The organism is Nocardiopsis sp. iso_25 (genome assembly GCF_056173305.1).
The window spans coordinates 5,924,993-5,951,174 of record NZ_CM149667.1; the positions used below are offsets into that span (position 1 = coordinate 5,924,993).

Genomic DNA, 26,182 nt, shown 5'->3' on the forward strand with positions numbered 1-26,182 from the left:
CGACCGGCCCCGTCCGGGAGGGCCGGACGGTTCAGCGCGACGGCCCGTAGGTGAGGCGGCGCAGCGCCACCTCGGCGGGTCCGCGCACGCCCCGGCGGCGCATGAGGTCGGCGAGCAGCACCGTGGCCAGCCACACGGCCACCGCGACGCCCGCGCCGACGGCGGGCGACGTCATGTGCAGGTCGAGCGTGTAGGAGGAGAACAGCACGGCCCAGGCCACGGACTGGGCCAGGTAGAAGGTCATGGAGCGCTGTCCGAGCGCGGCCAGGGCATCGGTCACCGGCCCCTGCCGACCCGTGAGGCGGACCGCGACCAGGGCGATGAGCGCGGCGTAGCCCAGCGCGCCCGCGTAGCCGCTCACCTGGTGCAGTGCCGTGGCGGCGACGAGGTCCCCGGTCGTGGCTCCGGTCCACACCTCCGCCTTGTCCAGGGCCAGGGGGAGGCCGCCCAGCGCCGCCAGGGGGATACCCGCGAACGCGGTCGCGCGCAGCAGTCGCAGGTGCTCGTGGGGCCGCTCCAGGATCCGGTGCCGGGCCGCCAGGACACCGATCAGGAACGGGACGAGCGTGCTGGCGAACATCACCACGGCCAGGACCGAGAACAGGGTCACCCGGAAGAGGAGTTCGTCCGCGAACCCGTCGGGCATCAGCGGCATGCCCTGTCCCGTCACGGTGTCCTCGGCGGCGATCAGGGCGTGCACGGCCGCGGCCACGGGCAGCCAGGCCGCCGCCAGGACCACCAGGGTCCGGTCGCGCAACCGCAGGACGCCCACCAGGGCCAGCGTCACCAGGCCGTAGACGGCCAGGATGTCCGCGGGGAAGAGCAGCACCGTGTGCGCCAGCCCGAAGGCGACCATCCACAGGCCGCGTCGGCACAGCAGGCCGCGTGTCCGGGGCCAGTCCTGCCCCTGTTCGCCGCGGCGGCGGTGGATCTGGGCCAGGCCGTACCCGAACAGGGCCGCGAACATGGGGTAGCTGCGCAGGTCGACGAACATGACCGTGGCGGCGGTGGTGAGCTGGTCGGCGGGATTGGGAGCGCCCTGCGGGCCGCCGATGAACACGGTGAACAGGTGCGTGTGGGCGAGCGCGATGAACAGCAGCATGACGCCGCGGGCCAGGTCCGGGGCCAGGGAGCGGCGGTCGAGCGGGAGCGGGTGGTCGGGGGCCGGAGCCGTGCGGGGCTCTGGGGTGGACGTGTGGGACATGGTGGCCTCCGAAAGGGCCGTGGGCTCCGATGGACGGCGTACGCGCCGAGGCGCCCACCGGGGCGCACGTCGGAGCGACGCACTGCGCGTACAACGTATACACAGCACACCCCTTGCCGCAAACCCTTCAAAGTGCAGCTTTAAGACCAACAGCACTAGTGCACATGCCTAGTGCACCAGGGATCGAAAGGGGCTCCCCCGGGCCACCCCAGCACCTTCGACGAGGCAGCCTGGACCCCGTCGTGCACTAGTACGCTCGGAGTAGCGCGACAGGAGCGGAAGGGGTCCGTGGTGTCCACGACCGGAAAAAAGGAACTGCCGCCCTACGCGCGGGTCGTCACCGACATCCGCGCGCGCATCGGCTCCGGGGAGTTGCGACCGGGCGAACGGGTGCCCTCCACCCGGGAGATCATGCGCGAGTGGGGGGTGGCCATGGCCACCGCCACCAAGGCGCTGGCCGCCCTGCGCCAGGAGGGTCTGGTCGAGGCGGTGCGCGGAGTGGGGACCCTCGTGCGCGGCGCGCCGGTCTCCGCACCGGAGCCGCAGAAGCCGCAGCAGCGGGAACGCCCGCGTCCGGCGCGGACGGAAGACCCGGGAAGCCACCGTCCGGCCGCCGAGACCGGCGGCCTCGCCCGGGAGGCCATCGTCCGGGCCGCGATCACCATCGCCGACGCCGAGGGGATCGACGGCCTGTCCATGCGCAGGGTCGCCACCCAGCTGGGGGTGAGCACCATGGCCCTGTACCGCCACGTCGCGAACAAGGACGCGCTGGTGACGGCGATGATCGACCAGGTCTACACCGAGCACGCCCTGCCCGATCCGCCGCCCGCAGACTGGCGCGAGGCGCTCGAACTGGCGCTGCTGACGGAGTGGGGCATCTACCGGGAGCACCCCTGGGCCGTCCAGCTGACCCCGCTCGCCGGAGCGGTCCAGTCGCCCGGGCTGGTGCAGAACGCCGAGTGGATGATGCGGGTGATCACCGGCCAGGGGCGCTCACCGGACGAGGCCATGGCGATCCTCACCTTCGTGTCCGCCTACACCTCCGGCATGGCCCTCCAGGGCACGCGCGCGGTGGTGGAGGGGTACGAGGCCGGGATGGACGCCGAACACTGGTGGAGGTCCAGGGGCGAGGAGTTCCTGCGGATCGCCGAGCAGGGCAGGTTCCCCCTGACGTTCAGCGTCTCGGGGCCGACCGACGTGCACGCGATCTTCGGCCTCGGCATGAAACACCTGCTGGACGGGCTCGCGCCGCTGATCGAATCGGGAGGCCGACCCGCGGACGGGGGCCCTGCGGCTCCGACGGGCACAACCCGGTGAGCCCGCGAAGGGGTCCCGACGGGCGTCCCGCGCGCGCCACGGGGTACACCTGAGCACGGGGGATTCCTACCTGTGCGACACCGTGGACGACCACTTCCGCCCGGCCCGCGGCGGCGACCCGGCCGACGAGGGGAACCGGAGGCGTTCCGAGGTGGCGGCATCACTACAATCACCACCGGTTCCACAACGCGATCGGCGGCCCTCCCGCCTTCCGCGGCACCAACCTCTCAGATCAGCAGACGCACAGCAGCGCCATGACGTCGGTGACGCGGCCGCTGTGGAGCCGCACCCCACCGGCGCCCAGGTCGGCTTTTGAGGAGCTACCGAAGATGTCCCAGGGTCTGGTGCGGTACGCGCCCTCGGTGAACGACGCGAGGGTGCGCGGGGCGGTCTACCCCCGGCGGTCCCTGGTGGTGGTCACCGGAGTGCCCGGCGCCGGCAAGAGCACGCTGCTGCGGCGGCTGTTCGGTCTGCGCGGGGACGAGGACCGGACCGTGGTCGCCGCGGACGGTGTGCGGGTGATCGACTCGCTGCAGTCGCGCTACCGGCTCGGGGCGCTGCTCGGTCGCGTCCCCTACCCGCTGTGGCGCTGGGTGGTGCACGTACTGCACCTGGCCCGGGTGGCCGTGGCGCTGAGCGGCGGCCCCGTGGTGGTGCACGAGTGCGGAACCCGGCGCTCGGTCCGCGTGCTGCTCGCCCTGCTCTGCCGACTGCGCCGGTACGAGGTCCACGTGCTGATGATCGACGCCACCCCGCAGGAGGCCCGGAGCGGGCAGGCCGCCCGGGGTCGGCGGGTGACCGCGCGCAGCCACCGGACGCACTCGCGGCGCTGGCGGCGGCTGCGCGCGGCCACCCGGCGCGGGCCGAAGGCGTTCGCGCCGGGCGCGCGCAGCCTGCTCGCGATCGACCGGCACCGGGCGCGGGATCTGGCCTGGATCCGCTTCGGTTCCGGCCCGGACGCCCTCGGTGCCCTGCGCACCGCGGAGGAACCACCACCCGCCCGGATCGAACGCGTGATGTCCGCTACCCCGTGACCCCGGCCGGTCTGCGCCGCTGACCGGCCCGCCTCCGGGCAGCGGTCCGCTGCCCGGGAGCGGTCCCGAACCCGCTGCGACTCGGGGGACCCTACCGCCGTGTCCTCAGGACGGGACGACGGCCCACTCCGGCATCGGCGGGAGCGGAGCGATGCGGTAGCGCGGGGGCTCGGTGCCGTGCAGGTGGCGCACCAGGTAGTCCCAGGTCCGCCGCGTGATGTAGTGGTAGCGGCCGATGAGGCTGTGGTCGACGCCGGGCACGAGGAGCATGTCGACATCGGCGTCGGCGTCGATGAGCGCGTCGACGAGGCGCAGGCTCTGGTAGTGCAGCACGTTGTCGTCGAGCTCGCCGTCGATCAGTAGGAGCTTGCCGCGCAGGTTGTCGGCCAGGTGCGTGTTGACCATGGCCCGGCGGTTCTCCGCGCTGGGCTCGCCGCAGAACTGTTCGGTCCAGAACGGCAGGTAGACCGAGAAGTCGTGGGCTCCGGTCCGCGCGACGCCCACGGTGTAGAACTCCGGATGGGTGAGCAGGGCACGGGCCGTGGCGAAACCGCCCCCCGAATCGCCGGTCATGGCCACTCGTCCGGTGTCCAACCAGGGGTGGCGGCGCCCCAGTTCGCGGATGGCGGCGACGTGGTCGGCCAGCGCCGCCGACATGCCCAGGTCCCCCGTGTAGGAGTGGTCCAGGAACGCCTTGCCGCGCAGCGGGGTGCCCCGGCCGTCGATCGCGACCACGGCGAACCCGAGCGCGGCCAGTGCCTCGGGCTCCCCGGTGAACAGGTTCCCGAACGCCGGCGACGCCCGGTGCGTGTTGGGTCCGGGGTAGCAGTGGTCGACGACGGGGTAGCGCCTGGCCGGGTCGAAGCCGTGCGGGCGCCACAGCACGCCGTGGATCGGGGTGCGCCCGTCGGCGGCGAGGACGCGGAACCGCTCGGGCGGGCTCCAGCCCGCCGCTTGGAGCGGAGCGGTGTCCGGGGCTTCGAGTTCGACCAGGGGCAGTCCGTCGCCGTCGAGCACCCGTGCCCGCGGCGGCGTGGCCACGTCCGAGGCCCGGTCGAGGAGGTAGCCGCCCTGCGCAGGGCTGACCGCGTCGTGGTCGAGGTCGTCGTCGGTGAGCCGCTCGAACCCGCTGCCGTCGAGGCCCACGCGGCAGATCTGTCGCACGTAGGGGTCGTCGGCGTGGAGTCCGCAGGCGACGAACCACACCTGGCGGCGGTCCTCGTCGACCCACAGCACCCGGTGGACCAGCCACGGACCCTCGGTGACCCGCTCGACCCGGCCGCCGTCGGCGGAGTAGAGGTAGAGGTGGCCCCAACCGTCGCGCTGGGACCACCACAGGATCTCCCCGGAGTCCAGCACACGTGTCACCGGAGGGAGGTGGAGGTAGGGCGAGGGGTCGACCCGGGTGCGGTCGGTCTCGGTGACCAGCGTCGTCCGCGCCCCGGTGAGCGGGTCGAGACGGCGTAGTTCCAGGGTGCGTCCGTCCCTCGACTGGTGCAGGACGTGGATCGCGCTGCCCCGCTGTCCCGTCCACCACCGTCGCGTCAGGTTGTGGACCGAGAGGACCTCCGGGTCGCCCTGTTCGCCGACGACCTGCCGGGTACCGACGTCGAGCACGCACCATGACACCGTCGCCTGGGCCTCGTCGTCGGGCATGGGGTAGCGGATGCGGTGTGCCACCGGCCGCCCGCCCCCGGGCGGGGACGACTCCACCAGCACCTGTTCGGGCAGCCCCCGCTGATCGATCCGGTGGGTGAGCAGCCGGGTGGAGTCCGGCGACCACTCGGCCACGAGCGGCGCATCCAGGCCCTGCAGGGGCAGCGACACCTTCGTGGCGGCGTCGGGCAGGCCGCCGTAGTCCCAGTCCGGCTCCGCGTCCTCGGTGAGCGCGAACTCCTGCCTGCCGTCGCGGCTGCGCACCCACACGTCGCCCCCGCAGCGGAACGCCACCCACGCCCCGTCCGGTGAGGCGACCTCGCCCGGCCCCGCGGGGTGGTCGTCGTCGATCCGGGTGCAGGACGAGGCACGGTCCGACCACTCCCACCGGGTGCCGAACGCCGAGAAGCGGATCGCGTCGGCTCCGCCGCCCGGGGGCTCGAAGTCGAGGGACGCCAGCGGCAGGGCGTCGGCCTCGACCGCGTGTCCGGAGCCCTGTGACAGCGCCGCCGCCAGACGTTCGTGGTCGAACGCGTCGCGTCTGGTGCCCGCCGCCGGGTCGACCACGATGTGCCGTGTCCCCGAGCGGTACCAGAACCGGGCGCCGTCGCTCGACCACTGCGGTGCGACGGCGGCCTGCGGTATGAGGCGGGCTCTGTGCGGTGCGAGCATCTGCTCGGCGCGGGCGTAGTCGGCGGCGTCGAGGCGCGTTCGTTCAGCCGGTTCGTTCACGGGGAGGCCTTCCGCTCGTGGTGCTTGGCGCCGCCCACTCAACAGTGTGACGTCGCGTCGGACTCAAGGGACGGGTGACCGACACCTCGTCGAGGCCCGCTTCGCCCGGAGCCGCTGCGAGGGGCTAGGTGATCCGGGAGTAGCTTCGTAGGCGGTCCGAGGTCACTGACGCCGTCACCGACCCCGCGTTGACGCGCACTAGCCCACCGAGGACGAGTACGAACCGGACCACCCCTCCTGGACACCGGTCGTCGTCCCGGGCGGGGGTTCCTAGGGGGCGGACCGAGTACACCGGCAAAGGGCGACGGAGGTCCTCCGGCGCTGTCCGAGGTCGTCCGTCAGGCCCCGGGAGTCGGCCGACACGGCCGGTGACCACCCGGCGGAGGTCGCCGACACGGCGGGGCGAGGCATCGACCGAGTCTGCGCGGAGGACCGGCGCTCATGGTCCTTCCTGGCCCGCACCGGGTTTGAGCTTCACTCGCTGCCCCCACACAACCGACGAAAGACTCGGCAGGAAAGAAATGTGGACCGTTCTCCTCCATGTCAATCCGACCACCGTCGCGGTTTCGGTCTTTCTCATCGCGATCTGCTCGTTCCTCATCTCCCTCTCCCTCGCCCGGGGGAAAGGAGATGCGCGCTCGAAGGTGCGCGCCCTGACCGCAGTGGCGACCTGCTTGTACCTGTTCGTCCTCGCGGCGCCGCTCCTGCACTGGACCCAGATAAACACCGCCGACCGCAACGTCGAATGGGATCCTCTTTCTTCTTTTCATGAGATTCAGCAGCAGTCCATTCCGGAGGAGACGTATGCTTCGATCCTGAGCAACGGGCAAAGCGCCTTCTACAGTCCGCATGAACTCACAGAAGAGGAAAGGCAAGCAGAACTGCGGTTCCAGCCTCACGATTTTTTCCTCCACGAGGAAAGTGACGGAACTATCACCGTGACAGACCAAGCAGGCGGAGAGGTCTCGGGAGCGGATGAAACCGTTGCCCTCCGGGAGATGGCGGACGGCATCGCCACCACTGGCCAGCCCCGGGAGTATTCCGGGCTGATCGTCGAGGAAAAGGTCATGAACCTTCTCCTCTTCATTCCCATCGGGGTTCTGGCCTTCCACACTTTCACGTCCTGGGCAGCTCGGACGTTCTTTGGTTCTGGGCTTTCCGTGACCATCGAGTGCGTCCAGTGGGCCCTGGCCGCGGGAAGAAGCGCCGACGTCGCGGATGTCCTGGTCAACACCACGGGTGCTTTTGTCGGCGTGCTGCTTGCCACTCTCACAATGGCTGCGGCACGGAAGTGGGCAGGGACCGGACCACGCACGCTCACCAGCAGCTAGGGCGTGTTTTGAAAGTTGGGATAGCCGTTAGCCAGGGGTTGGTGGCTGCAATGCGGTGCGTGTGCGATGGGCTCGAACGTCCACAGGGCGTCCATCGGGATCGCGAACTGTCATCGTCCACTGCGTGGGTAGTGTCTCGATCTGTCCGACCGGCCACCCGGCGCCCAGGATTCGTTCGCGGACCTCACACAGCTGCGCGTGTGTTCCCACGCGCAGCCCCCATCCCGCCTTGCTGAGGGGGTCGAGATCAGTGGTGGGGGCAGTAGCGATTTCGACGATCATCAGGTGGTCATCCCCGCCGACGTCGATGACTGCGATCCGAGGATCAGAAGGGGTTGCGGCGCGCTCGAATGCGAGCGCTGCTCCGAGCAACTCCGTGTAGTACGCCACGAGCCGGTCGAGGTCGGTCGTGGACAGCGTCAGATGGTTGATTCCAAAAAGATCGGTCATGGTGGGCCAACTGTAGTGCAGCCGCTGGAGGGCGCCTGGGGCGCGATTGAGATGTGGTCACAGCGCCTGGCGTATCAAGGTGAGTTGGATCGTGGTTTCGTAGCGGACGGCAAGTTTCTCGTAGCGTGTCGCGACTCCTCGTGCCTGCTTGAGGAGGCCGATCCGGCACTCGACTTCGTGTCCGGCCTTGTATTTCTCACGGTCGAAGCCGGGTGGGCGGCCGCCGGCCGAACCTCGGCCTCGGCGGTGGCCGACCTGGTCGCGCTTCTCCGGAATGGTGTGAGGGATCTGCCAGCGGCGCAGGTACTCGCGGATCTTCCGAGAGGAGTAGGCGCGGTCGGCCAGGACGTGATCGTCCGGCTCGGCCGCCAGCCCGCCTGGACTCGCCCGGCCTGGGTTGGCAGCCCCCTTTTACGAGCCCCGGCGGCGTGCTGGTGGGCTCGGCTGATCGTGGAATCGACCGACACCTCCCACTCGACGTGTCCGGCAGCATCGACTTTGACCTGCAACTTCCTCAAGCCCCTAGCCCAGGTGCCGTCGATCTGCCAGCGACGAAAGAGCGTGTAGGCGGTCTCCCACCGGCCGTACCGCTCAGGTATGTCCGCCAGGACGAGCCAGTGCGAGCGCGCCATCAGATCCCATCGAAGATGTGCCGCCGGTCCCGTGGCGGCCGTCCCATCTTCGGAATCGGCGGCAACAGTCGTTCCAGCCGCACCCACTGTTCGTCTGTCAGGTTGCCACGGGCCATCCCAAAATCGTTTCGCGACCTTGATCAACATCTCAAGTCATTACGCCTAGGACGGTGTCGGTACCTTTGCGTCCGGCGCGGGCTGTCCGGGACCAGCCGATGATGTGGTGTCGATCGCGGCGTCCGCCCGGTGTTAGGGACGTCGCGGGCGCGGAGTCCGGAGCGGGCCGGGTGACGGTCAACAGGTGTCCGGCGGGGGGAACCGGCGCACGGCGTCGGTATACGACTCCGCCGCCGGTTCCACGCACCCTGTGGACATCCCCCGGACACGACGAACGGCCCCTTCGCTTCCGGCCCGGACGCCCGCGGTTCCCTACGCACTGCGGAAGAACCACCACCCGCCCAGATCGAACGCGTGATGTCCCGTACCCCGTGACCCCGGCCGGTCGGCTCCGCCTCCGCGTGCCCGGAGCCCGGAGAGGGCCGAATGGCGGTCAACAGGTGTCCGGTGGGGAACCGGCGCACGGCCTCGGCGTACGACTCCGCCACCGGTTTCACGCACCCTGCGGACGATTCCCCGGACACGACGAACGGCCCCGGAACGCGCCAGGGCCGACCTGAGACCGAGCCAGCTCACGCCCCGCCCGGAACCTCCCAACGGGACCACCGCGGCCAGCTCGCCCTTCCTCGCACGCTCGGGGATGGACACCACGCGGTATCCGGCCTGCCCGAACCACTTGCCGCACGCGAAGTGCTCCCCCTCCCACCGCGACCGCGTCCCGAGCGCCTCGGCCAGGCGCACGACCTGGTCCCGCTGGTGGCCGTCGCACCCCTCGGGGAAGTAGGTGATCTCCACGCGGGTCATCTCCCCCACCGGCAGCTGCGGGTGGGCTTCCAGGTAGGCCACCAGCGCCCGCAGGTCGGTCAGCAACATCTGACGCTCCCGCTGGCCCGCCACCGGCACCACGGGCTCCTTCACCCGACGGCACCGGCCCTGGCCGTGACCCGCCTTCGCGGTGCACCAGCGTTCCCCGCCCCGGCACCAGCCGTTGTCCTCGTCCCACGCCCACATGGGTACGCCCCTTCCTCGGATGAAGTCCCCTTCACCCTCCAAAGAAGCCACCCGCACCCACCGGGTTGGACACCCGAGCGGTGAGAACCTCTCGCCCCCGGCCCTCCCCCACCCCGGTGAATGAGTAGCAAGACGCTATAAGTCGGGGCGTCAGAACGAACACCCTGCACCCACTCTGACCTGCCCTGTCAGTGCCATTCACCCTGTTCGCACGCTTAGACGAACACCCTGGCGAACAGGCTCGGCCAAGAAAGCAGGCGAATTCCGTACCGCCATTTGACCTTTGCATGGCGGTACTCACGACACCTGAAGGTCGCTCCGGCGACTGGGCAGCGGTCCATCCCCGCGTGCGCGGGGCTCACAGGGGCACGATGTCGAAGGAGGAGTTCGACTCCGGTCGACCTACCGCAGCGGGGAAGTCAGGACGGGTCGGGTGCGTAGAACCTGGTGGTGGCCTCGACCGCGGCCGCGACGTGCTCCGGTTCGCCACCGGCGGCCAGGTGAGCCTCGCCCCAGGCAGCGGCGCTGCGCCGGACGAACTCGCGCCCTTCGTGCGACTTCTCGACTTCCTCGTGGTCGGCGGGCTCGTCGCCGGCCAACAGCTGGGTCAGGGCGAGCAGACGCAGGTCCCAGCCGACGCCCCCGGCACCGGGGCCGTAAGTCGGGAAGAGGGGTTCCTCGACCACCGCCGCGTGGATGAGCTCGAATTCGGTGTCGCCGTTCGGGCCCGGGGCCAGGCGCAGCTGCACCTCGCTCGTGCCGGGCCATGCGTCGGCATCCGGCCCGTAGAGCCAGGTCACTTTGAGCAGACGCGGTGGCTCGCACTGGAGGATCTCGCCGTGCTCACCTCCGTCCAGCTCGAACCTCCCGCCGAGCCGCAGGTCCCCGGTGACCGGTTTCAACCAGCGTTGCAGCCGCTCGGGGTTGGTAACGGCATCCCAGACGTCGTCGATCTGCGCTCGGTATCGGCGCCGCAACTCGATGGTGTAGGCCTCTCCGGCGGGCAGGCTGCCCTTGCCCATCGCCCGACGGGCAGCGGCCAGTTCATCCAATACGTCTTTCATGTCATGCGCCCTTCGCTGAGGAATCGGTCTTGTCCGTATCGGTGCTGTGCTCGGCGGACGGGCTGAACGTCTCATCGGTCGAGTTCCGAGCTGCACGCCGACCCCGGGCCAGCTCGGTCTCCAGAGCGTCGAGGCGTTGGTCCCACAGCTGGCGGAACCGGTCCAACCACGCGTCGACCTCGCGCAGCGGCGCGGGGTCGACGGAGTAGAACCGGCGAGCGCCCTCAGCCCGCACCGACGCGATCCCGCTGTCACGCAGCACGCGCAGATGCTGTGAAACACCCGGCTGGGAGAGTCCGAACTCGGCCCGGATCACGTCCGTGATCGCGCCAGAGGTCTGCTCGCCGTCTGCGAGCAGTTCCAGGATGCGTCGGCGCACCGGGTCACCGAGGATGTCGAACGTGTGCACGATCAGAGATCATAACAGTCTCCGCTTATATAAGCCAGAACTGGCGTCTTTGCGCGCGTTCGGCTTGGCAGGGGACGGGCAGGGCAGGACAAGAAGGGGAACGGGGACTTCCGGCGAAGCCCAGGGCTGCCTCTGCCCGCATTGACACGATCCCCGTAGCGCCTCAAGGCGTCGCCCTCTCGCCCTCCGAGCGTTGCCACAGCTACAACCCCGGCGCGTAGGCGGTGAAGGACACCATGGGGCGAGTCGGCCCCGAGAAGCGTCGTGCGGCGGCCGATCGGCCGCGCCAACTTGGCGGCCCCTGGCACCTCGCGTACCGGCACATGCGCTTGCCCACCACTGGACACGGGGCACCTCAGTGTCGAACTCAGGTGTAGGTCCGGTACCGGTGCGGCCATCTCTTCGGAGTACCGCAGGAGGTCCTCGGCCCTGCGGAAGGTCGACTCAGTGACCATTCCGAGGCCAGGGGCGTGAGCGTGCTCGCGCACCATGTCTGACCAGGCGTACATCGCCTGGGCAGTCAGCACCATCATTTCCTGGGGGCGCTCGCGCATGGTCTCGGTGTACTTGGGGTGTTATGCGCGGAAGTCGTCCGGGCTGACCAGGGCGACTTGACCCCGGTGACGGTTGATGACGCCCTTGAGAGCGTGGGACTTGCCAGCCGCGAGCTGCCCTCCCAGTGCACCATCACCGGGCGCTGTCCAGGCGGCGCCGGTTGGGTGTCGCCGAAGACCAGGTCCTTGATGTACTCATCGAAGATCTCGCGGAGCTTCTCCGGTCTTGCCTCATAGGGCTCAGGCACTGCCTCAGTTCTCTTCCACGTTGGTGAGCACGTCCCACATGCACACAATGGTCTCGATCATTTGCTGGCGCGGCATGTCCAGATCGTTCTTAATCGCCCAGTACTCCTTCATGCGAGCTTTGGCCTCCTCCTTCTCCTGGGCCGTGGAGGCAGCTTGGGCTGCGCGCATGTAGGCGGCCACCACACGGTTGGCGGTTCCAGCCAGCGCCTCCCGGATGACCTCGTCCGGAGTCTCGGGGTCGAACAGAGTAGTGTCGTTCACTGTGCTCTCCTTTTGTTGGGGGCGTGAATGTGCAAAACCTGCCCGTTCTGTACTGCGTAGTCACCGGGCACCACCGGCACGCCATCGGCCAAAGCGATGCCCTCATCAGTTAGCTCCAGGCCAGCACGGGCAGGCGGCGGATACGGCCGGAACGTATCGGACTTGAGTTCGACCACGTGGACGCCGTAGCGGGACTGGATATCGGCCATGGCCGTGGGCTTGCCCGCAGCGAGCTGGCCGCCGAGCTGCACCATGACCGGCCGCTGGCCGGGCGGGTAGGGGACCGCGTTCTCGAACACCAGGTCGCGGATCGCGGTGGTGAAGATGTCGGCGAGCTCGTCACGATCGACCTCGAAGTCGCTGGGGTCGGCCATGTCAAGCCTCGTCCAGGTCGGTCATCTGCTGGCGCAGCTCCCTGATGTGATCGACCATCTCCGTGCGCTCCATGTGCGAGGCCGTGGTCAGCCGCCACACCTGCCGCATCCGGCCGGTGGCCTCCTCCTTGACCATCGGGTCCTGCGTGTTGCGGGCCCGACGCATCAGCGCTCCCGCCACATGCGCGGCGGTGTCGTCCAGAATGTTGCGGATCACCGTGTCCGGGGTGTTCTCGTCGTCCAGCATGTCCTCGTGCAGACTCATGTCCCACTTCCTCTCTGCGGGGGAGTCGATGTGCACGACCTTGCCGTCGCGCAAAGCGTAGGTACCTGGGGTGACGGGCTCACCGTCGCTGAGCACCACCCCGGCGCCTGTCACGGTCAGCTCCGAAAAGGCCAGCATTGGAACGCCCTTTGTGAGGGCGGTGACTGTGGGTTGGTCCACCAGTACTGCCAGCAGGCTCTTGTGGAGTGTCAGCCCCTGTGGGCCCTCGGCGGCGGCGCGGGCACGAATCGCCCCCCACTGGGCGCGGGCAGCACGGACTCCCTGCTCGCTCACCAGGGCCAGACCGGCTGCGTTCAGTAGTCCGGGCGGCACCAGCGCCCCGTCAGGGGCCCCGTCCGCGGTGACAATGAGGATGCCGCCTGTGTCTCGTACCCACGCCATGCGGCTGCCCAGGGTGTCGCGGACCTGGTCCGACGGAAGGTACTGCACGGCCGTCTCGCGGGCGTTCATCCCACCTCCTCTTGCGTGTCCCTATCCCTACACAAAAAAGTGTAGGCGCGCGTACACTTTTTATCGAGGGGAGATTCAGTCCAACTCCGGTCCTTCGGATCCCCAGCCGCCGCGGACAGGGTCCCGCTCCGACACTGACCCCCGCCGCCGGTGGAACCGCCCCGGGACGCCTGCATCGCCCGACGCGCGGCCGGGTCCAACGCCCACTCGGGCAGCGCTCCGATCTGCTCACGCGAGATCCCCAACTCGGCCGTGGCCTGCAGCACTCGCCGCTCTCGAACGGCGCTGGAACTCCTGGGCGGCGTCGGCGACTTTCTGGGCGATGCCCAAAGGATCGCTGTCAGTGGGAATGGTGAGGGTGAGCGCGAACGAGACGGCGCGCAGCAAGGCGGCAGACGCGGACACAAGGGATCCTTGACTGGGAGCGCCCCCCCGTTTCCCAGCTGCGAGGACAGGACGTTGTGGGAACAACGCGAGAGGTCGGTGACCTTCTGTGGCAAAACGCTGCGGAGTGTCACCGTCGGGTGGTATTCAGGTCACGTCTTCCTCCCCTCAGCGCTCGGAGGCGTCTGTTGCCGCGCAACTTCAAGGGCCAGTACTCGGACTGGCCGTGGACGGCCGCCATCATCATCTGTTTGGTGTTCCTGCTGGCCATGATCAGCGGTTGACCGGGGGAGAGGAACGATGGTTGCACTCGGAGTGTGCCCGTACTGCGAGCGCAGGATCGGCTCGCGCGCGGACGGCCAACGGAAGAAGCACTACATCAACGAGACGAGTGTCTGGTCGTTGTTTTCCTATGCCTTGTTGGAATGCCGGGGCTCTTCGCCTGAGGGGGCTGTGCCGAGCGGCCAGACCATCCGCGAGTCCAAGAACCGGCGCGGCGGCAAGATGCGGTGCCTGGCTTGCACACAGTGGGTGAAGCAGTCAGCGACGTTTCGCCCCCTGAAGCACGACCACAACGGTAAGCCGTGCCGCGGTTGGCGCGACAATCAAGGCTGACGTGACCGCAGACCAGCGGCCTGATTCCCAGGGGCCGGGCCGTCTCGGGTTCTCTGGCAAGGGAGTGTGCGCGGTCGGTCTCGGGAACGGGTGCTGTTCGAGGCGGTGACCCGCGTGCGCGGGGCTCACCGCGCGCCCCAGCTCTCCGACGCGCTGGGCCTCGGGTCCATCCCCGCGTGCGCGGGGCTCACCAGACCTTCGAGATCCACACCGCTGAGCACGCCGGTCCATCCCCGCGTGCGCGGGGCTCACGCGGCGAGCGCGTCGACCTGGCGCAGGGGAACCGGTCCATCCCCGCGTGCGCGGGGCTCACAGGTGCTGCATGATCGCGTCGTCGGTGTGGGGCGGTCCATCCCCGCGTGCGCGGGGCTCACGCGGCCCTGGCGGTGGTCTTGGCCTTGGTCAACGGTCCATCCCCGCGTGCGCGGGGCTCACAGCACGAACACCCCTGGAGGCACTGTGTCCGCAGGTCCATCCCCGCGTGCGCGGGGCTCACGTTCCGGTGTCCTCCTGCGTGATGGGCGTGTCCGGTCCATCCCCGCGTGCGCGGGGCTCACGCGGACGTCGACACCCTCCTCGACTCCCGCAGCGGTCCATCCCCGCGTGCGCGGGGCTCACCGCGTGGGCGCGACGTCGGTCCAGGTGTGCGTCGGTCCATCCCCGCGTGCGCGGGGCTCACAGGGATGAACCGTGCAAGGGATGTAGTAAGCCCGGTCCATCCCCGCGTGCGCGGGGCTCACAGATCGGCGACCGCTCGGGTCATCTCCGAGGACGGTCCATCCCCGCGTGCGCGGGGCTCACACTACGCACTCCACCATGCGCACCACTACGCACGGTCCATCCCCGCGTGCGCGGGGCTCACAAATGACCGATGACCGCGGAGGGCAGACCGGTCGGTCCATCCCCGCGTGCGCGGGGCTCACTACGCGGGTGCGGGTGTCCTCGTCGGGCGGGACGGTCCATCCCCGCGTGCGCGGGGCTCACGCGCACGTCGGTGCGACCGAGGCGGAGTCGAACGGTCCATCCCCGCGTGCGCGGGGCTCACCTGACCCAAGGCCTCAACGATCAGTTGCGGTACGGTCCATCCCCGCGTGCGCGGGGCTCACCCCGCAGCGCCCTCCCAGATCGGCGCTCCGGCCCGGAACTTGTCAAGTCAAATGAGACGGTGACCTGGTCAAACGTTCTGTGGCGTGTGGTCCCGGCGGTGGGCTGGATCGTTGATCCACACGGTCTCGGGAACCTGGGGCGGTCGCGGTGGACGCGAGAACCGCTCCGGACGGGCGGCATAGGCCTGGGCCAGGGTGGCGGCCCGCTGGTCGCGGACCTGAGCGGCCGTACCGAAGTGCACCGAGGCCGGGGTGTGGTAACCGATCCCTGAATGGCGGTGCTCGTGGTTGTAGTAGGCCATGAACCCGTCCAACCACTGGCGGGCGTGTGCCAGGGAAGCGAACCGGTCCGGGTAGTCCGACGTGTACTTGAGGGTTTTGAACTGCGCTTCTGAGTATGGGTTGTCGTTGGACTGCTTGGGGCGAGAGTGCGAGCGCTCGATGCCCAGGTCCAACAACAGTTGGGAGACCTCCTTGGAGGTCATCGCCGCACCCCGGTCAGCGTGCAGCACTGCCGGGGCGATGCTGCTGGCCTTGGCCAGATCCGCGATCAGCTCCGCGGCCCGCTTGCCGGACTCGGCTCGCTCCACGGTGTGCGCGGCCACGTAGCGCGAGTAGATGTCGATGATGACGTAGGCGTGGAAGTACGCGCCCCGCCCAGGTCCTTTGAGGCGGGTGATGTCCCAGGTGAAGACCTGCCCGGGCCCGTCCGCCCGCAACTCGGGGACCGTCTTGGGCGGGTGGGTGGCCGTGCGGCGGCGCTCGCCCGTCTGGCCGTGTTCGCGCAGGATCCGGTACATGGTGGAGACCGAGCAGTGGTAGCGGCCCTCGTCGAGTTCGCGGGCCCAAATCTGGGCGGGTGGTAACTCGGCGTAGGCGGGGCTGTTCATCAGCTCCAGGACCGCGGCGCGCTCGGCACTGGTCAGGGTTGAGGGCGGTGGTGTGCGCGGGGCTGGTTTCTTGGGCTCGGGCGGGTTGAGGCGGCGGTGGTGGGTGGCGCGGGAGCGCCCCAGGAGCTGGCAGGCCCTGACGATGCCGGTGTGGGGGCGCAGGTCTTGGACCGCCTGGTGCAGGACGGGTTCGAGGTGCTCGTTCAGTCCGCGCTCTTGGAGAGTGCCTGCAAGAGCGCGGAGGCTTTTCCCATGACCTCCAGGGCGTGGTCGCGTTCGGCCACGTCCTTCTCCAGTTTGGCGACCCGGGTGCGCAGCCGTTCGGCCTCGGCTTGGGCGGGGTGCTTCTTGGCCCGTGTGGGTGAGGTGCGCCTGTCGGTGAGGTTTTCCAGGGCGCCGGCGTCGCGGGCGTTGCGCCACTCGATGATGTGGGAGTGGTAGAGGCGTTCACGGCGCAGCAGGGCGGCGCGTTCGGCTCCGGTGGCGCACGCGTCGTGCTCGGCGATGATGCGCAGCTTGTACTGGGCGGAGAAGGTCCGGCGTTGGGGTTTGGCTGCGGGGTTGGTGTTCTGGCTGGTCATACGGGTGATGCTCCCCTGTTGGTCTCTGCCTGCCTAAACGGACATGAAGTGATGTTTCATCCCAATCTGACAGAGAGGGGCCGGTCCATCCCCGCGTGCGCGGGGCTCACCGCCCCGAGTGGGACAGGTGCACGACCAGGTGCGGTCCATCCCCGCGTGCGCGGGGCTCACACGACGATGCGGGCGCCGCAACGCGTCGTCGGCGGTCCATCCCCGCGTGCGCGGGGCTCACGCTTAACGACCTGCGAAAACGCGGGCCGTTATCTCTTCGCAATCTATGCGGAGAGCTTGCTTAAAACCTCTCCGACGCCCGTTCCGCGTCCATACTCACACAGCCAGCTCCCAGCTCCCAGCTCCCAGCTCCCAGCTCCCAGCTCCACCAGCATCCCAGCCAACGCAACCTCAGCGACCGAGTAGCTCCTGAAAGAGCCTGCTTGTAGTGACACTGGGACGAGCGCGCATGGCCTTGAGCCGCTCGCTGAGCTCCTGGTAGGCACGCTCGACCGCGTCCAACCGCCCCAAAGCCGCCTGGGTCCGCATGACCTCCTGGTAGACGGCCTCGTTCAGGCCGTCGGACTCCCTCGCCCGCTCCAGCCAGACCAGCCCCTGCTCCGGCCCCTCACTGGCCTTGGCGAGGCTGACGAAGCAGTCGGCAGCGGCTCGACGGTAGGCCTGGCGCTTCTCCTCGATCCAGGGCAACTCCACCTCGGACAGCAGCTCGTGCGTGTACTCCGCCGCCGCGGTCCGCAGATACGCCAGACGCTGTTCCGCGTCCCGGGTCGCGCTCGCGGCCTTGAGCGCGGCGTCGAAGCTCCACACGTCCACTTCAACGGCTTCGCGGAGAATCCGGTACCGGCCCGAGGTGACCTCCAGGATCTCGGCCTCGCCGTCCCCCAACGCCTCGCGGATCACGCGGCGCGCGTCGCTGGACGCGGTGTTGCGAAGGCCTCGGGCCTTGCTCTCAGCGGAGTGGGAGAACAGGGCGTCGGTGAGCGCCTCGGTGCCCATCCCGTTCGGATGAAGCGCCAGGAGGGCGAGCATACGGCGCGTGGCACCACGCATGCGTGCCCCGACATCGGCGTCGTCCAGCACGATCCTGGGTTGAGGTCCGAACAGGCACAGCCGCAGCCGCGGCTTCACCGGCTCCTCCCCTTCCTCCCCCTCCTCGGAAAGTTCGGGTTCCTCCACGGCCGGGGAGCAGGAAGCGTCCTCCTCTTCTTCCTCAGCCTCCTCAGCTACCGGCAGCCCCTCCGTGTCAGTGCCGAGACACACCGAGAAAGCAGCCGCGTCCATGTGCAACAGGCGAAGGCCGTCGTACACGGTGGTCCCTGCCCCGTCCGCGTCGGTGACCTCCACCGTGTCGAGGGCGACGCAGCGGACCGTGGGCGAGGACCGCCCCTCCCCCAGAACCAGGACAACGGTGCCGCTGTCGGTCGAGCCCCTGGTCACCATGTCCAGCCGGTCACTGACCCACCCCTCCTCGGGAGGCTCCACCACGAGCAGCGTCCACGAGGGAGCGTCAGCGGCTTCCTCCTCGTCCTCCAGGCGCACGGCACTGATGTAGGCCAGTTCGGTCTCGGTGATCGCCGACGCGGTGTCCGGGCACACCACCAGACTGGGGACATCCACGCCCTCCGGCGCTCCCGCCCGCGCCAGAACGTCCTGGGTGGTGATGACCGTGGTGTGCTCGTCCGCCAGAGCGCGGCCGATGACGGAGGCGCACACTTCCGCCCCGTGGGTTCCGGCCACGCTGAGCCCGTCGCGTGCGCTGACAGCCAGGTCGTCGGCGACCCTCAGATATCCCCCTGCCGAGACCAGTTCCGTACCGGCGCTCCGGAGGACCTCGACTCCGGAAACCTCTTCGGGCTCAGGCTCAGGTGCGGCTGTCTCCCCACCCGCCAGCGGACCAGCCTCACCCCGACCTATCCCACGGCGTCGAGGTGCGGTGAGCCGTCCGCCGACCGCTCCGGCGACCGCACCCGCGGCGGCCCCGACGAGCATGCTCGTACCGGAGAACCCCGCGTCCTCCCCTTCGCCGGACGTGAGCGCGCTGTCAGCCAGGTCGTCCGCCGCTTCGCTCTCGCGCCCCCTGCTCTCGGAGTCCCCACTCTCGGGGTCCCTGCCCTCGCGGCCCCTCTCCTGTTCCTGTTCCGGGGGCGGGCTCGGCTCCCGTTCGCCCTGCTCCGCCGAGCTGTCAGCAGCCGCGCGGGGCTGAGTGGTCAGCGTGTACGCGATCTCCGCGCGCCGGTCCGCGGCCTGGCCCAGATCGGGATGGTTGCGTGGCTGCCCGGAACCCGCGCCTTCGGTCGTGATGGTCCACCCCTCCCCCAGTTGTCCGGTCAGGAAGGCGGCGACGGACTCGGCCCGGAGTTCGGACAGCGCGCGGTTGTACGCGTCGGGGCCGTTCATGTCGGTGTGCCCGGTGACGGTGACCGGTTCCCCTGGGTCTCCGAAGAGCTGGAGGAGTTCGACGGTGGGCAGCAGTTCCTCCGTCATGGTGGGTGTGAGCTGGGCGGAGTCGGTCCCGAAGCCCGCCAGCATCCGGGTGCGTCCCAGCGTGTGCGCCGGTTCCTCGCCGCGCGCGTCCTGTTCGCCGGTTGTCAGCGCGCTGTCAGCCGGTGCCACCGAGGCGACGGCGGGCGCGGACACGGCGACCGAGGTTCCAGCGACCCCGGTCACCGCCAGGCGCAGCAGTCCGATCCTGGGCACCTGCCCGCGCAGGAGGGCCGCCGTGTCCAGGAGCACCAGCCCGGCGAAGGTGCCCCACAGCGTCCAGAGCAGCACGAGTGTCAGTGCTTGGAGGACCACGGTGGGCGGCGTCGCGCTGATCAGTGTCAGCCACAGGTGGTCCCAGGACATCCCGTCGAGCTGTGCGGGCCACTGCCAGCGCTGGAGCAGGACGGGCGGTGCGATCAGCAGGGCGAGTGTGATCGCGCAGGCCAGAGCCTTGCGAACCGGGTGGTGCATGTCGTCCCCTCTTCCAGCGTTGTCCCTCGGCGTCTCAGGGGGTCGGGGTGTGTGCGGTCGCGGTGGCGCGGGAGGCGATCTCGACCTCTCCGAGCACCGCGAGCACGGTCGGGCGGTAGGTGGTCGTGACGGTGACCGTGACCTCGTCAGCGCTGACAACCACGTCCACGGCCGCGGCCGCGTTCGTGCCCGCCTGCGCGTTCGCCCCCGTACCCGCGCCCGCGAGCCGGGCGTGGTCCCGGGCCGCGCTGCGCGCCTCGTCGCGGTCGAGGGCGAGGGTGCCGGTTCGCAGCAGGTCAGCGTCCAGGTGCTGGGCTCCGGCCCGGGCGGCCTCGTGGGCGAGGGTGGTGGTCCGGGTCTTGGCGCGGAGCATCTGGGCGCCGTCGTGGACCAGGCCGAGGCAGGCCAGGAGGGTCGCGGCGATGGCGACGACGAACGCGCTCGGGCTGCCTCCGCCCATCAGGGCTCCTGCTCTCGGTGGACGTCCAGGACGGAGACGGCCGACCCGGTGACGGTGCGCCGTTCGCTGACCTCCAGGATCCGCAGGTCGTCGCGGTGCACGGTGCATTCGACCTCGGCCCGCATCGCGCGTAGGTTCCCTTCGGTGGTCGGCCGCAACCGCACGGCGGGTTCCTGGCAGGCGCGTCCCCAGCCGCCCACGCTCGCGGCGACGGCCTGCTCAGCGGCGTTTCGGGCCTCGTTCCGGTCGGTGTGCAGGGAGGCGGAGCGGGCGGCGGCGTGGGCGAGGGCGTCAGCTGCCAGCGCCGCGGTGTAGTTGCGGCCAGTCAGGGCGAGCAGGAGGAGAAAGGCCAGTACGACGGGGACGATGAGGACCAGTTCGACCGACGCACTCCCCCGGTCCCGCTCCCGCTTCAGACCCCGATCCCGGGCCCGCTCCCGCCTCCGGTTCTGCTCCCGCTTCAGACCCCATTCCTGCTCCTGCTCCCACCCCGGGTCTCGGACCGGGTTTCGCTGCCGCCTCGAATCCCGGTCCCGGATCCGCTCACGAGGCGCTGTCACCGGGCCGCTCCGTCGACGTGCTCCGTGGGTCCGGACAGGGTCGTGCTGACGGACGGGTTCCAGCCGGGGACCAGGCTGATCGCGGTGCCGTCCACGCTGGTGCTGGTGGTGGTGTCGCCCCGTTCCACCCGGACTTGGACGTCCCGCAGGATGGTGCCGCCCAGGTCCTCGGCCAGGGCGTGTCCTCGCGCTCGTCCCTCTCCGGCGCTGCTGCCGAAGGCCCGTGCCGCGGCGAGCGCCTCGGTGGCCACGGCCTGGGCACGGTGGTGGGCGTGCGTCCAGAGGCCGTACTGCAGGATGCCCAGCAGCATCAGGAACATCAGCGGGATGACGAACAGGGTGTCCGCGCCGCCTCTGTCGTCCCCGCCTGCCCGGACGCCCCTGCGGTTCCTGAGTTCCCAGTGGTCCCGACCGCTCCGAACGCCCCAGTAATTCCAGGCGTCCGAGCAACCCCGACCGCCACTGCCGCCCCGCCTCGGCCGGTTCCTCACGGTGTGACGCCCAGGTCGACGGACTGGGCGCTCTCGATGATCCTCGGGGTGAGGATGCCGCCGACCGCCGTGGCGATGCCGATGGCGACGACGAGCATGAGCACGTACTCGGTGGTGGTCGATCCCCGATCTGCTGCGCTGCCGTGGCGGCGCGTGCCGAGGACGAGTGCGGTGAGGGCGCGGCGCAGGGCCTGGCGCATGTGGTTGCCCCTTTTCTCGGTGGCCGGTGCCTTCGGGCCGGTGTCTGTGTACCGGTGGCGGCCGCTGGCGGGTGGCTGGCGTTCGGTGGTCGGTGACTGGCACCCGCTGAAAGCGGACGGCGGACAGTGGACGGCGGACGGCGGACGGCGAACGGCGGACGCGTCTGGGATATCGGATCTTTGGTCAGAACCCGCTGGTCACGTGCGTGACGGCGGAGTAGCCCATGAGCAGCAGGAAGCCGAGTACCAGCAGCATGACCGGCAGGGCCATCCGCTCGGTGGCTTCGTGTGCCTGCGCTTCCAGGGCGGCGAGACGGTGGGTGCGCAGGGCGGCGGCCTTGGCACGAACCGAGGCGCGCACCCGGGCGCCGTCGGTTCCGGCGATGCGGATGGAGGAGGCGAGTTCGTCCAGTTCGCGCGTGCCGGTCCGCTCCGCGAGGTCGGACAGGGCGTCCCAGGGTGGTCGGGTGCGCAGGTTGGCCTCGTGCAGGCAGCGCCGGATCAGGTCGAAGGCCGGTCCGTTCCCGCGCCGGGTGGCGGAGGCGAGCGCTCCGGTGACCCCCGATCCTCCGGCCAGGGCGACCCCGACGAGGTCGGCGATGACCGAGGTGACCGCGCCCAGCCGGGCGCGGCTCCGGGCCGCCCTGTGGCGGAGCACGAGTCCAGGCGCGACCAGGCACAGCCCCAGGCAGGACGTGCCGAGCCCCAGTGCGGCGGTGAGCGGTATCGGTGACGCGGGCGGCACGGCGGTGGCCAGCAGGGACAGGAACAGGGTGGCTCCGGCGAACGCGGACACGGTCATCTCGGCGCGGTGGCGGTCGGTGTCGATGCCGCACACGGCCAGGTCGCGCCGGGTTCGGGGGCCGGGCCAGCCGAACCGGGCCAGCACTCCCCCTCCGGCCCGCGCCGCGTTCGCGGCGGCGCCCGCGATCCCGGTGGCCCCTGTTCCCCTCCTCTGCTCCGCCCGCCCCCACGCGTGTCCCCGTTCCCGTCTCTGCACCCCTTCCTGTTCCAGGCCCGGCGGCGGGAGGAGGTCGGCCAGGTCGGGTCGGCTCAGCACCCGCGCCGTCCACCACAGTCCGGCTCCCACCGCGGCCCCGCCCAGGGCCGCCGCGAACACGCTCATACACGCTCCTCCTGATCGTGGGCCGACAGCACGCGTTCGGTGCGCGGCGGGGCGGACAGGCGGGTCAGCCACCACAGCGCCGCCGCCCACACGGTTCCGACCAGTGCGAGCACGAGTTGGCCGGTGGTCGAGCCGAGCGGGGCGAAGTAGGGGCCGTTGAGGGCGGCCATGCCGATGACCATGGCGAGGGATGCGGCGGTGATGATGCGGACGGAGGTGCGGGTGCGTGCCCGGGAGGTGGAGGTGCGCACGAGCATGGACGCGCGGTCGCGCGCCGCTTCGGCCAGGCTGCCCAGCAGTGTGCCCAGGTCGGCGGCGTGGCGGTGGGCGGCCATGGACAGCGCGGCGGCCACCAGGTCGGCGGTCTCGTTGTCGACGCGGTGGGCGAAGGCGGTGAGGGCGTCCTCCAGGTCGTTGCCCGCGGTCAGGTCCGCGGCCAGGCCCTGCACGTCGCCGCGCACGGCCTCGGGTGCGATGGCGCAGGAGGTCCAGATGGCCTGGCGGAGTCCGGAGGAGGCGGTGATGAGGTCGCGCAGCTGTTCGGTCCAGCCCGCGACGGCCTCGATGCGGGCGATCTCGGCGGCGGTGGCCCGGTCGGGTCCCAGGACGGCGGGCAGCCACCAGGCGGCAGCGGCGGCCAGGGCGGCGGCGACGGGCCAGCCGGTGACGCCCCAGGCGAGCATGCCGGAGCCGAGTGCGGCGGCCGCCCGGAACACGGTGTCGCGGCGCACGCTGACCCGCGAGCGTAGGAGCCCGGGGGCGGCGGTGAGCGCGGGCCAGAGCAGCACCAGGCCCAGGCCGACCGCGGCGCCGCCCAGGCTTGCGGCCAGGACGGTGGTCACCGCGCGTCCTCGAACAGGCTGGCCGGGTCGAAGCCCACGCGGGCGAGCTTGCGGGTGTACTGCGGGCTCAGCGGGGTGGTGAACCCGCCGTGTTCGCGGGCGTAGACCTCGTTGGTGACCACCCGGGGCCCGTCGACGCCGACGATCTCGCGGATGCTGCTGACGCGGCCGCCGCCGTGCTCGTCGGTGTCGATGTGCACGGCCAGGTGGACGGCGGAGGAGATGAGGACGCCGCTCTCCTCCAGGGTCAGGCGTTCGCTGGCCTGGTTGGCGTAGGTGGCGAGCTTGGTGAGGATCTGCGCCGAGGAGGAGGCGTGCACGGTGGCCATGGAACCGTCGGTGCCCATGGTCATGGCGTGTAGGAGGGCGACGGTCTCCTGTCCGCGGGTCTCGCCGACGATGACCCGGTCCGGGGACATGCGCAGCGCGTGGCGGACCAGGTCGGCCAGGGTGATCTCCCCGGCGCCCTCGGTGTTGGGCGGCCTGCCCTGGAGGGCGAGGCAGTTGAGGTCCTCGTCGGCGTCCAGCCTGAGTTCGAAGGCGTCCTCGATGGTGATGACGCGTTCGGCTGGCGGGATGTGGCGGGCCAGGGCGCGCAGCAGTGTGGTCTTGCCCGAGCCGGTGGCTCCGCCGATGACGAGGTTGAGCCGGGCGCGCACGGCCGCGGTGAGCAGGGAGCGGACGGGGCGGGTGAGCATGCCCGATGCGGTGAGGTCGGACAGGGTGAGTTCGCGTTCGGGGTGGCGGCGGATGGTGACGGCCGGGCGCCGGGAGACGCCCATGACGGCGGACAGGCGTGCGCCGCCGGTGAGTTCCATGCTCAGCAGGGGCGCGGAGGCGTCGAAGCGCCGTTCTCCGCCGGGGGCCTGTCCGGCCAGGCGCCGGACGAGGGCGACGAGTTCCTCGTCGGTGGAGGTGACGGGCGCGCGTTCCTCGCGGCGGCCGTCGCCGAGGTCGACCCAGACGCGGGTGCCGTTGATGTGGATGTCGCGCACGCCGGGTTCGCTGAGCAGGAGTTCGAGGGGGCCGAGCCCGCAGACCTGGGCCAGGGCGCGGGCGCGGACCCATTCCTCCTCGGGGCCGGTCAGGGCGCGGGCGGCTCCGGTGAGGGCGCGGCAGGCGTACTCCTCCAGCAGGGCGGCGAGCAGCGCGTCCGCGCGTTCGCGTCGGGCGCGGTGGCCGTTGCGCGCCGGGGTGTCGGTTTCCTGGCGGACCAGGGTGTCGGTGACGCGGTCGGCCAGCCGGGCAGCGGTCTCGGCCAGGTGCGGTGCGACGCGTTGGCCGCTCGGGGCGGCCACGCGGGAGGCGTCGGAGGCGCTCACGCGGCGAACGCCTCCTCGAAGCGGCGCAGGGTCGCGGCGGCGTCCACCAGGTCGTCGACCCGGTCGGCCAGGTCGCGGGCGGCGGCCAGCAGCGGCATCCACTCGACGCCGTCGGGGTTGTGGCGGGTGTGCGACCAGGCGGCCACGCGTTCGCGCAGGCTCCGCGGGCGGGAGTCCTCTCCGCGCAGGAACGCCGCGCCGGTCGGGTCGTGCGGCAGTTGGGCCCACACCCGGCAGCCGGTCTGGGCGGTGATCTCACTGGTGGAGAAGCGGGAGCCGTGCACCGCCAGGCCGACCGCGGCGCCCTTGCCGGCCAGGGACTCCAGGACGTCGCGGCAGCGCGAGACGCGGTGGATCTGCGCGGCGTCGTCGCCCGCGACGGTCAGCACCACGGCGTCGGACAGGGTGAGCAGGTGCGCGCCCGCGCTCCCCGGGGCCACCCGGCCCAGGTCCAGGACGGTCAGCCCGCCCCGCAGGACGCGGGCGCGGTGGGCGAGCGCGGTCACCACGGCGGAGGCCTCGTGCGCCGTGGTCGGCGCGGCCAGGGCCCGCAGCCCTCCGGGGAGTTCGGCGGCGTGCGCCAGCAGGGCGCGCCGTGCCCCCTGCTCCCCGTCCGGGTTCGGGTCGGAGGCGGTCCGGACCGACGCCGCGAGCGAGACCAGCCCGGGTCGGCCGACGAGCCGGTGCCACACGGCCAGGTCGCCGCCGCTGGCGTCGGCCTCCACCAGTACCGGAACGGTGAGCGGGCCCGTGGGCCACACCGCCGCCAGCGCGGTCGCCAGGGTCGTGACCCCCGGAGCTCCCGAGAACGAACACACCGCGATGATCATGCTCTCCCCCTTGTGTCTTGCTCTGTCGTCCTACGGCTCGGCCATGAGCACCAGGCGCGTGCCCGGCTCGTCCACGGCCCGCGCCACCCCGGCCGCGTCCTCGTCCACCACCAGCAGCTCCACGACCCGCGCGTCCGCGGGTGCCTCCTCGTCCCCCAACGAGTGCAGGCGGGCGTGGAAGGGGTCGCCCTCCTCGGCGATCACCAGCAGCAGCGCGCCCTTGCCCGCGGAATCCGGCAGCATCCCCGGCGTGGTCTGCACCGCGACCACCGCCTGCCCCGGCGCTGGCCAGGCGGAGGTGTCGGCGATCATCGGGCCGGTGAGCACGGTTCCGGCCGGGATCGGTGCCGCCGCCCGTCCGCGCAGCGCCTCGGGAACCGTGACCAGGTCCAGCTCCTCCACGCCGAACGCGGACACGACCCGCAGGTCGGCGATGTCGAGGCCGTCACCGGCCTCAACGTCGTTGACGGCGACCAGGACCGTCGCGGGCTCCTCCTCGCGGGTGGCGGCCCAGGCGGCGACGACGCCGCCCAGGACCATGGCGGCGACCCCGGCGAAGGGCCGCTTCCAGCCTCGGCGGCGGACGGCGGACAGCCGGGATTTCCCCGTCTTCCGGTCGCCTGAGTGGGGTTTGGTCAACGTCGTCACGCCCTGTGCTCCCGTCCCTGCCTGGTGCG

At 70.8% G+C, this 26,182-nt stretch carries 25 protein-coding genes, 1 pseudogene and 1 CRISPR repeat array; of the genes and pseudogenes, 4 read left to right on the forward strand and 22 right to left on the reverse strand.

The features are described from left to right. Window positions 1-31: 31 nt before the first annotated feature. The gene (locus tag AC0VX6_RS25530) at window positions 32-1,204 is read right to left on the reverse strand and encodes a DUF418 domain-containing protein (protein WP_475466424.1); all 1,173 of its coding nucleotides are present in this window, start codon (window positions 1,202-1,204) and stop codon (window positions 32-34) included. A 288-nt stretch (window positions 1,205-1,492) separates the two neighbouring features. Here AC0VX6_RS25530 and AC0VX6_RS25535 point away from each other — a divergent pair, with 288 nt between their 5' ends. Both AC0VX6_RS25535 and AC0VX6_RS25540 read left to right on the forward strand, forming a co-directional pair. Further along, entirely contained in the window at window positions 1,493-2,521 is a 1,029-nt protein-coding gene (locus tag AC0VX6_RS25535; RefSeq protein WP_475466426.1) for a GntR family transcriptional regulator, read from the forward strand. A gap of 329 nt (window positions 2,522-2,850) precedes the next feature. Next, a complete protein-coding gene (locus AC0VX6_RS25540; RefSeq protein WP_475466428.1) occupies window positions 2,851-3,555 on the forward strand; it encodes an AAA family ATPase in 705 nt (234 codons plus the stop codon). Window positions 3,556-3,660: 105 nt separating this feature from the next. Here AC0VX6_RS25540 and AC0VX6_RS25545 read toward each other — a convergent pair whose 3' ends face one another. Continuing rightward, complete coding sequence (locus tag AC0VX6_RS25545; protein ID WP_475466430.1) at window positions 3,661-5,943, reverse strand: S9 family peptidase; 2,283 nt, start codon at window positions 5,941-5,943, stop codon at window positions 3,661-3,663. Between the two features lie 521 nt (window positions 5,944-6,464). Here AC0VX6_RS25545 and AC0VX6_RS25550 point away from each other — a divergent pair. Next, complete coding sequence (locus AC0VX6_RS25550; protein WP_475466432.1) at window positions 6,465-7,274, forward strand: VanZ family protein; 810 nt, start codon at window positions 6,465-6,467, stop codon at window positions 7,272-7,274. Window positions 7,275-7,301: 27 nt separating this feature from the next. On the opposite strand, the gene AC0VX6_RS25555 is transcribed toward AC0VX6_RS25550, so the two are convergent. From AC0VX6_RS25555 to AC0VX6_RS25590, 8 genes and pseudogenes are all read right to left on the reverse strand, one after another. Then, window positions 7,302-7,724, reverse strand: a complete 423-nt coding sequence (locus tag AC0VX6_RS25555; RefSeq protein WP_475466434.1) for a VOC family protein — start codon at window positions 7,722-7,724, stop codon at window positions 7,302-7,304. A gap of 57 nt (window positions 7,725-7,781) precedes the next feature. Further along, window positions 7,782-8,472, reverse strand: a pseudogene (locus AC0VX6_RS25560) (IS5 family transposase). 313 nt (window positions 8,473-8,785) lie between these two features. Beyond that, complete coding sequence (locus tag AC0VX6_RS25565; protein WP_475466436.1) at window positions 8,786-9,346, reverse strand: hypothetical protein; 561 nt, start codon at window positions 9,344-9,346, stop codon at window positions 8,786-8,788. 557 nt (window positions 9,347-9,903) lie between these two features. Next, window positions 9,904-10,548, reverse strand: a complete 645-nt coding sequence (locus tag AC0VX6_RS25570; protein WP_475466438.1) for an SRPBCC domain-containing protein — start codon at window positions 10,546-10,548, stop codon at window positions 9,904-9,906. A 1-nt stretch (window position 10,549) separates the two neighbouring features. After that, a complete protein-coding gene (locus tag AC0VX6_RS25575; RefSeq protein ID WP_475466440.1) occupies window positions 10,550-10,957 on the reverse strand; it encodes an ArsR/SmtB family transcription factor in 408 nt (135 codons plus the stop codon). 806 nt (window positions 10,958-11,763) lie between these two features. Next, window positions 11,764-12,021 (reverse strand): hypothetical protein, encoded by a 258-nt coding sequence (locus AC0VX6_RS25580; protein ID WP_475466442.1) that lies wholly within the window; start codon window positions 12,019-12,021, stop codon window positions 11,764-11,766. After that, entirely contained in the window at window positions 12,018-12,395 is a 378-nt protein-coding gene (locus tag AC0VX6_RS25585; protein ID WP_475466444.1) for a zeta toxin family protein, read from the reverse strand. The genes AC0VX6_RS25580 and AC0VX6_RS25585 overlap by 4 nt, the downstream gene beginning before the upstream one ends. Window position 12,396: 1 nt before the next feature. Beyond that, window positions 12,397-13,131: a hypothetical protein gene (locus tag AC0VX6_RS25590; RefSeq protein ID WP_475466446.1), complete on the reverse strand. Its 735-nt coding sequence runs from the start codon at window positions 13,129-13,131 to the stop codon at window positions 12,397-12,399. 684 nt (window positions 13,132-13,815) lie between these two features. On the opposite strand from AC0VX6_RS25590, the gene AC0VX6_RS25595 reads away from it, so the two are divergent. Next, window positions 13,816-14,130: a hypothetical protein gene (locus tag AC0VX6_RS25595; RefSeq protein ID WP_475466448.1), complete on the forward strand. Its 315-nt coding sequence runs from the start codon at window positions 13,816-13,818 to the stop codon at window positions 14,128-14,130. Between the two features lie 162 nt (window positions 14,131-14,292). Further along, a CRISPR array of direct repeats spans window positions 14,293-15,236; the repeat unit is 29 nt; unit sequence CGGTCCATCCCCGCGTGCGCGGGGCTCAC. A gap of 68 nt (window positions 15,237-15,304) precedes the next feature. Here AC0VX6_RS25595 and AC0VX6_RS25600 read toward each other — a convergent pair. The 12 genes from AC0VX6_RS25600 to AC0VX6_RS25655 form a co-directional block, all read right to left on the reverse strand. Continuing rightward, window positions 15,305-16,333, reverse strand: coding sequence for an IS3 family transposase (locus tag AC0VX6_RS25600; protein WP_475469444.1), 1,029 nt, complete (start codon window positions 16,331-16,333; stop codon window positions 15,305-15,307). Continuing rightward, on the reverse strand, window positions 16,330-16,707 hold the full coding sequence (locus tag AC0VX6_RS25605; RefSeq protein ID WP_274973830.1) for a hypothetical protein: 378 nt from the start codon (window positions 16,705-16,707) through the stop codon (window positions 16,330-16,332). The genes AC0VX6_RS25600 and AC0VX6_RS25605 overlap by 4 nt, the downstream gene beginning before the upstream one ends. Window positions 16,708-17,109: 402 nt before the next feature. Beyond that, window positions 17,110-19,674 (reverse strand): OmpA family protein, encoded by a 2,565-nt coding sequence (locus AC0VX6_RS25610; RefSeq protein ID WP_475466450.1) that lies wholly within the window; start codon window positions 19,672-19,674, stop codon window positions 17,110-17,112. Window positions 19,675-19,708: 34 nt separating this feature from the next. Next, on the reverse strand, window positions 19,709-20,134 hold the full coding sequence (locus AC0VX6_RS25615) for a pilus assembly protein TadG-related protein (protein WP_475466452.1): 426 nt from the start codon (window positions 20,132-20,134) through the stop codon (window positions 19,709-19,711). Next, window positions 20,134-20,694: a TadE/TadG family type IV pilus assembly protein gene (locus AC0VX6_RS25620; RefSeq protein ID WP_475466454.1), complete on the reverse strand. Its 561-nt coding sequence runs from the start codon at window positions 20,692-20,694 to the stop codon at window positions 20,134-20,136. Before AC0VX6_RS25620 ends, AC0VX6_RS25615 begins: the two co-directional genes overlap by 1 nt. Next, a complete protein-coding gene (locus AC0VX6_RS25625; protein WP_475469446.1) occupies window positions 20,691-21,032 on the reverse strand; it encodes a TadE family protein in 342 nt (113 codons plus the stop codon). Before AC0VX6_RS25625 ends, AC0VX6_RS25620 begins: the two co-directional genes overlap by 4 nt. A gap of 149 nt (window positions 21,033-21,181) precedes the next feature. After that, window positions 21,182-21,385 carry a hypothetical protein gene (locus AC0VX6_RS25630; protein ID WP_174546856.1) on the reverse strand — a complete coding sequence of 68 codons (204 nt, stop codon included), beginning with the start codon at window positions 21,383-21,385 and terminating at the stop codon, window positions 21,182-21,184. Between the two features lie 184 nt (window positions 21,386-21,569). Then, entirely contained in the window at window positions 21,570-22,511 is a 942-nt protein-coding gene (locus AC0VX6_RS25635) for a type II secretion system F family protein (protein ID WP_475466456.1), read from the reverse strand. Next, complete coding sequence (locus AC0VX6_RS25640; protein WP_475466458.1) at window positions 22,508-23,353, reverse strand: type II secretion system F family protein; 846 nt, start codon at window positions 23,351-23,353, stop codon at window positions 22,508-22,510. Before AC0VX6_RS25640 ends, AC0VX6_RS25635 begins: the two co-directional genes overlap by 4 nt. Further along, window positions 23,350-24,675, reverse strand: coding sequence for a CpaF family protein (locus tag AC0VX6_RS25645; protein ID WP_475466460.1), 1,326 nt, complete (start codon window positions 24,673-24,675; stop codon window positions 23,350-23,352). The genes AC0VX6_RS25640 and AC0VX6_RS25645 overlap by 4 nt, the downstream gene beginning before the upstream one ends. After that, complete coding sequence (locus tag AC0VX6_RS25650; protein ID WP_475466462.1) at window positions 24,672-25,505, reverse strand: CpaE/TadZ family protein; 834 nt, start codon at window positions 25,503-25,505, stop codon at window positions 24,672-24,674. The genes AC0VX6_RS25645 and AC0VX6_RS25650 overlap by 4 nt, the downstream gene beginning before the upstream one ends. 30 nt (window positions 25,506-25,535) lie before the next feature. Then, window positions 25,536-26,153: an SAF domain-containing protein gene (locus AC0VX6_RS25655; RefSeq protein ID WP_475466464.1), complete on the reverse strand. Its 618-nt coding sequence runs from the start codon at window positions 26,151-26,153 to the stop codon at window positions 25,536-25,538. Window positions 26,154-26,182: the final 29 nt, after the last annotated feature.

What these genes read in the sequence shown, in the direction of transcription:
- AC0VX6_RS25530 (WP_475466424.1), bottom strand. Translation starts at nt 1,204, where the DNA reads ATGTCCCACACGTCCACCCCAGAGCCCCGCACGGCTCCGGCCCCCGAC.
- AC0VX6_RS25540 (WP_475466428.1), top strand. Translation starts at nt 2,851, where the DNA reads ATGTCCCAGGGTCTGGTGCGGTACGCGCCCTCGGTGAACGACGCGAGG.
- AC0VX6_RS25550 (WP_475466432.1), top strand. Translation starts at nt 6,465, where the DNA reads ATGTGGACCGTTCTCCTCCATGTCAATCCGACCACCGTCGCGGTTTCG.
- AC0VX6_RS25555 (WP_475466434.1), bottom strand. Translation starts at nt 7,724, where the DNA reads ATGACCGATCTTTTTGGAATCAACCATCTGACGCTGTCCACGACCGAC.
- AC0VX6_RS25565 (WP_475466436.1), bottom strand. Translation starts at nt 9,346, where the DNA reads ATGTTGCTGACCGACCTGCGGGCGCTGGTGGCCTACCTGGAAGCCCAC.
- AC0VX6_RS25570 (WP_475466438.1), bottom strand. Translation starts at nt 10,548, where the DNA reads ATGAAAGACGTATTGGATGAACTGGCCGCTGCCCGTCGGGCGATGGGC.
- AC0VX6_RS25585 (WP_475466444.1), bottom strand. Translation starts at nt 12,395, where the DNA reads ATGGCCGACCCCAGCGACTTCGAGGTCGATCGTGACGAGCTCGCCGAC.
- AC0VX6_RS25590 (WP_475466446.1), bottom strand. Translation starts at nt 13,131, where the DNA reads ATGAACGCCCGCGAGACGGCCGTGCAGTACCTTCCGTCGGACCAGGTC.
- AC0VX6_RS25595 (WP_475466448.1), top strand. Translation starts at nt 13,816, where the DNA reads ATGGTTGCACTCGGAGTGTGCCCGTACTGCGAGCGCAGGATCGGCTCG.
- AC0VX6_RS25605 (WP_274973830.1), bottom strand. Translation starts at nt 16,707, where the DNA reads ATGACCAGCCAGAACACCAACCCCGCAGCCAAACCCCAACGCCGGACC.
- AC0VX6_RS25610 (WP_475466450.1), bottom strand. Translation starts at nt 19,674, where the DNA reads ATGCACCACCCGGTTCGCAAGGCTCTGGCCTGCGCGATCACACTCGCC.
- AC0VX6_RS25615 (WP_475466452.1), bottom strand. Translation starts at nt 20,134, where the DNA reads ATGGGCGGAGGCAGCCCGAGCGCGTTCGTCGTCGCCATCGCCGCGACC.
- AC0VX6_RS25630 (WP_174546856.1), bottom strand. Translation starts at nt 21,385, where the DNA reads ATGCGCCAGGCCCTGCGCCGCGCCCTCACCGCACTCGTCCTCGGCACG.
- AC0VX6_RS25635 (WP_475466456.1), bottom strand. Translation starts at nt 22,511, where the DNA reads ATGAGCGTGTTCGCGGCGGCCCTGGGCGGGGCCGCGGTGGGAGCCGGA.
- AC0VX6_RS25650 (WP_475466462.1), bottom strand. Translation starts at nt 25,505, where the DNA reads ATGATCATCGCGGTGTGTTCGTTCTCGGGAGCTCCGGGGGTCACGACC.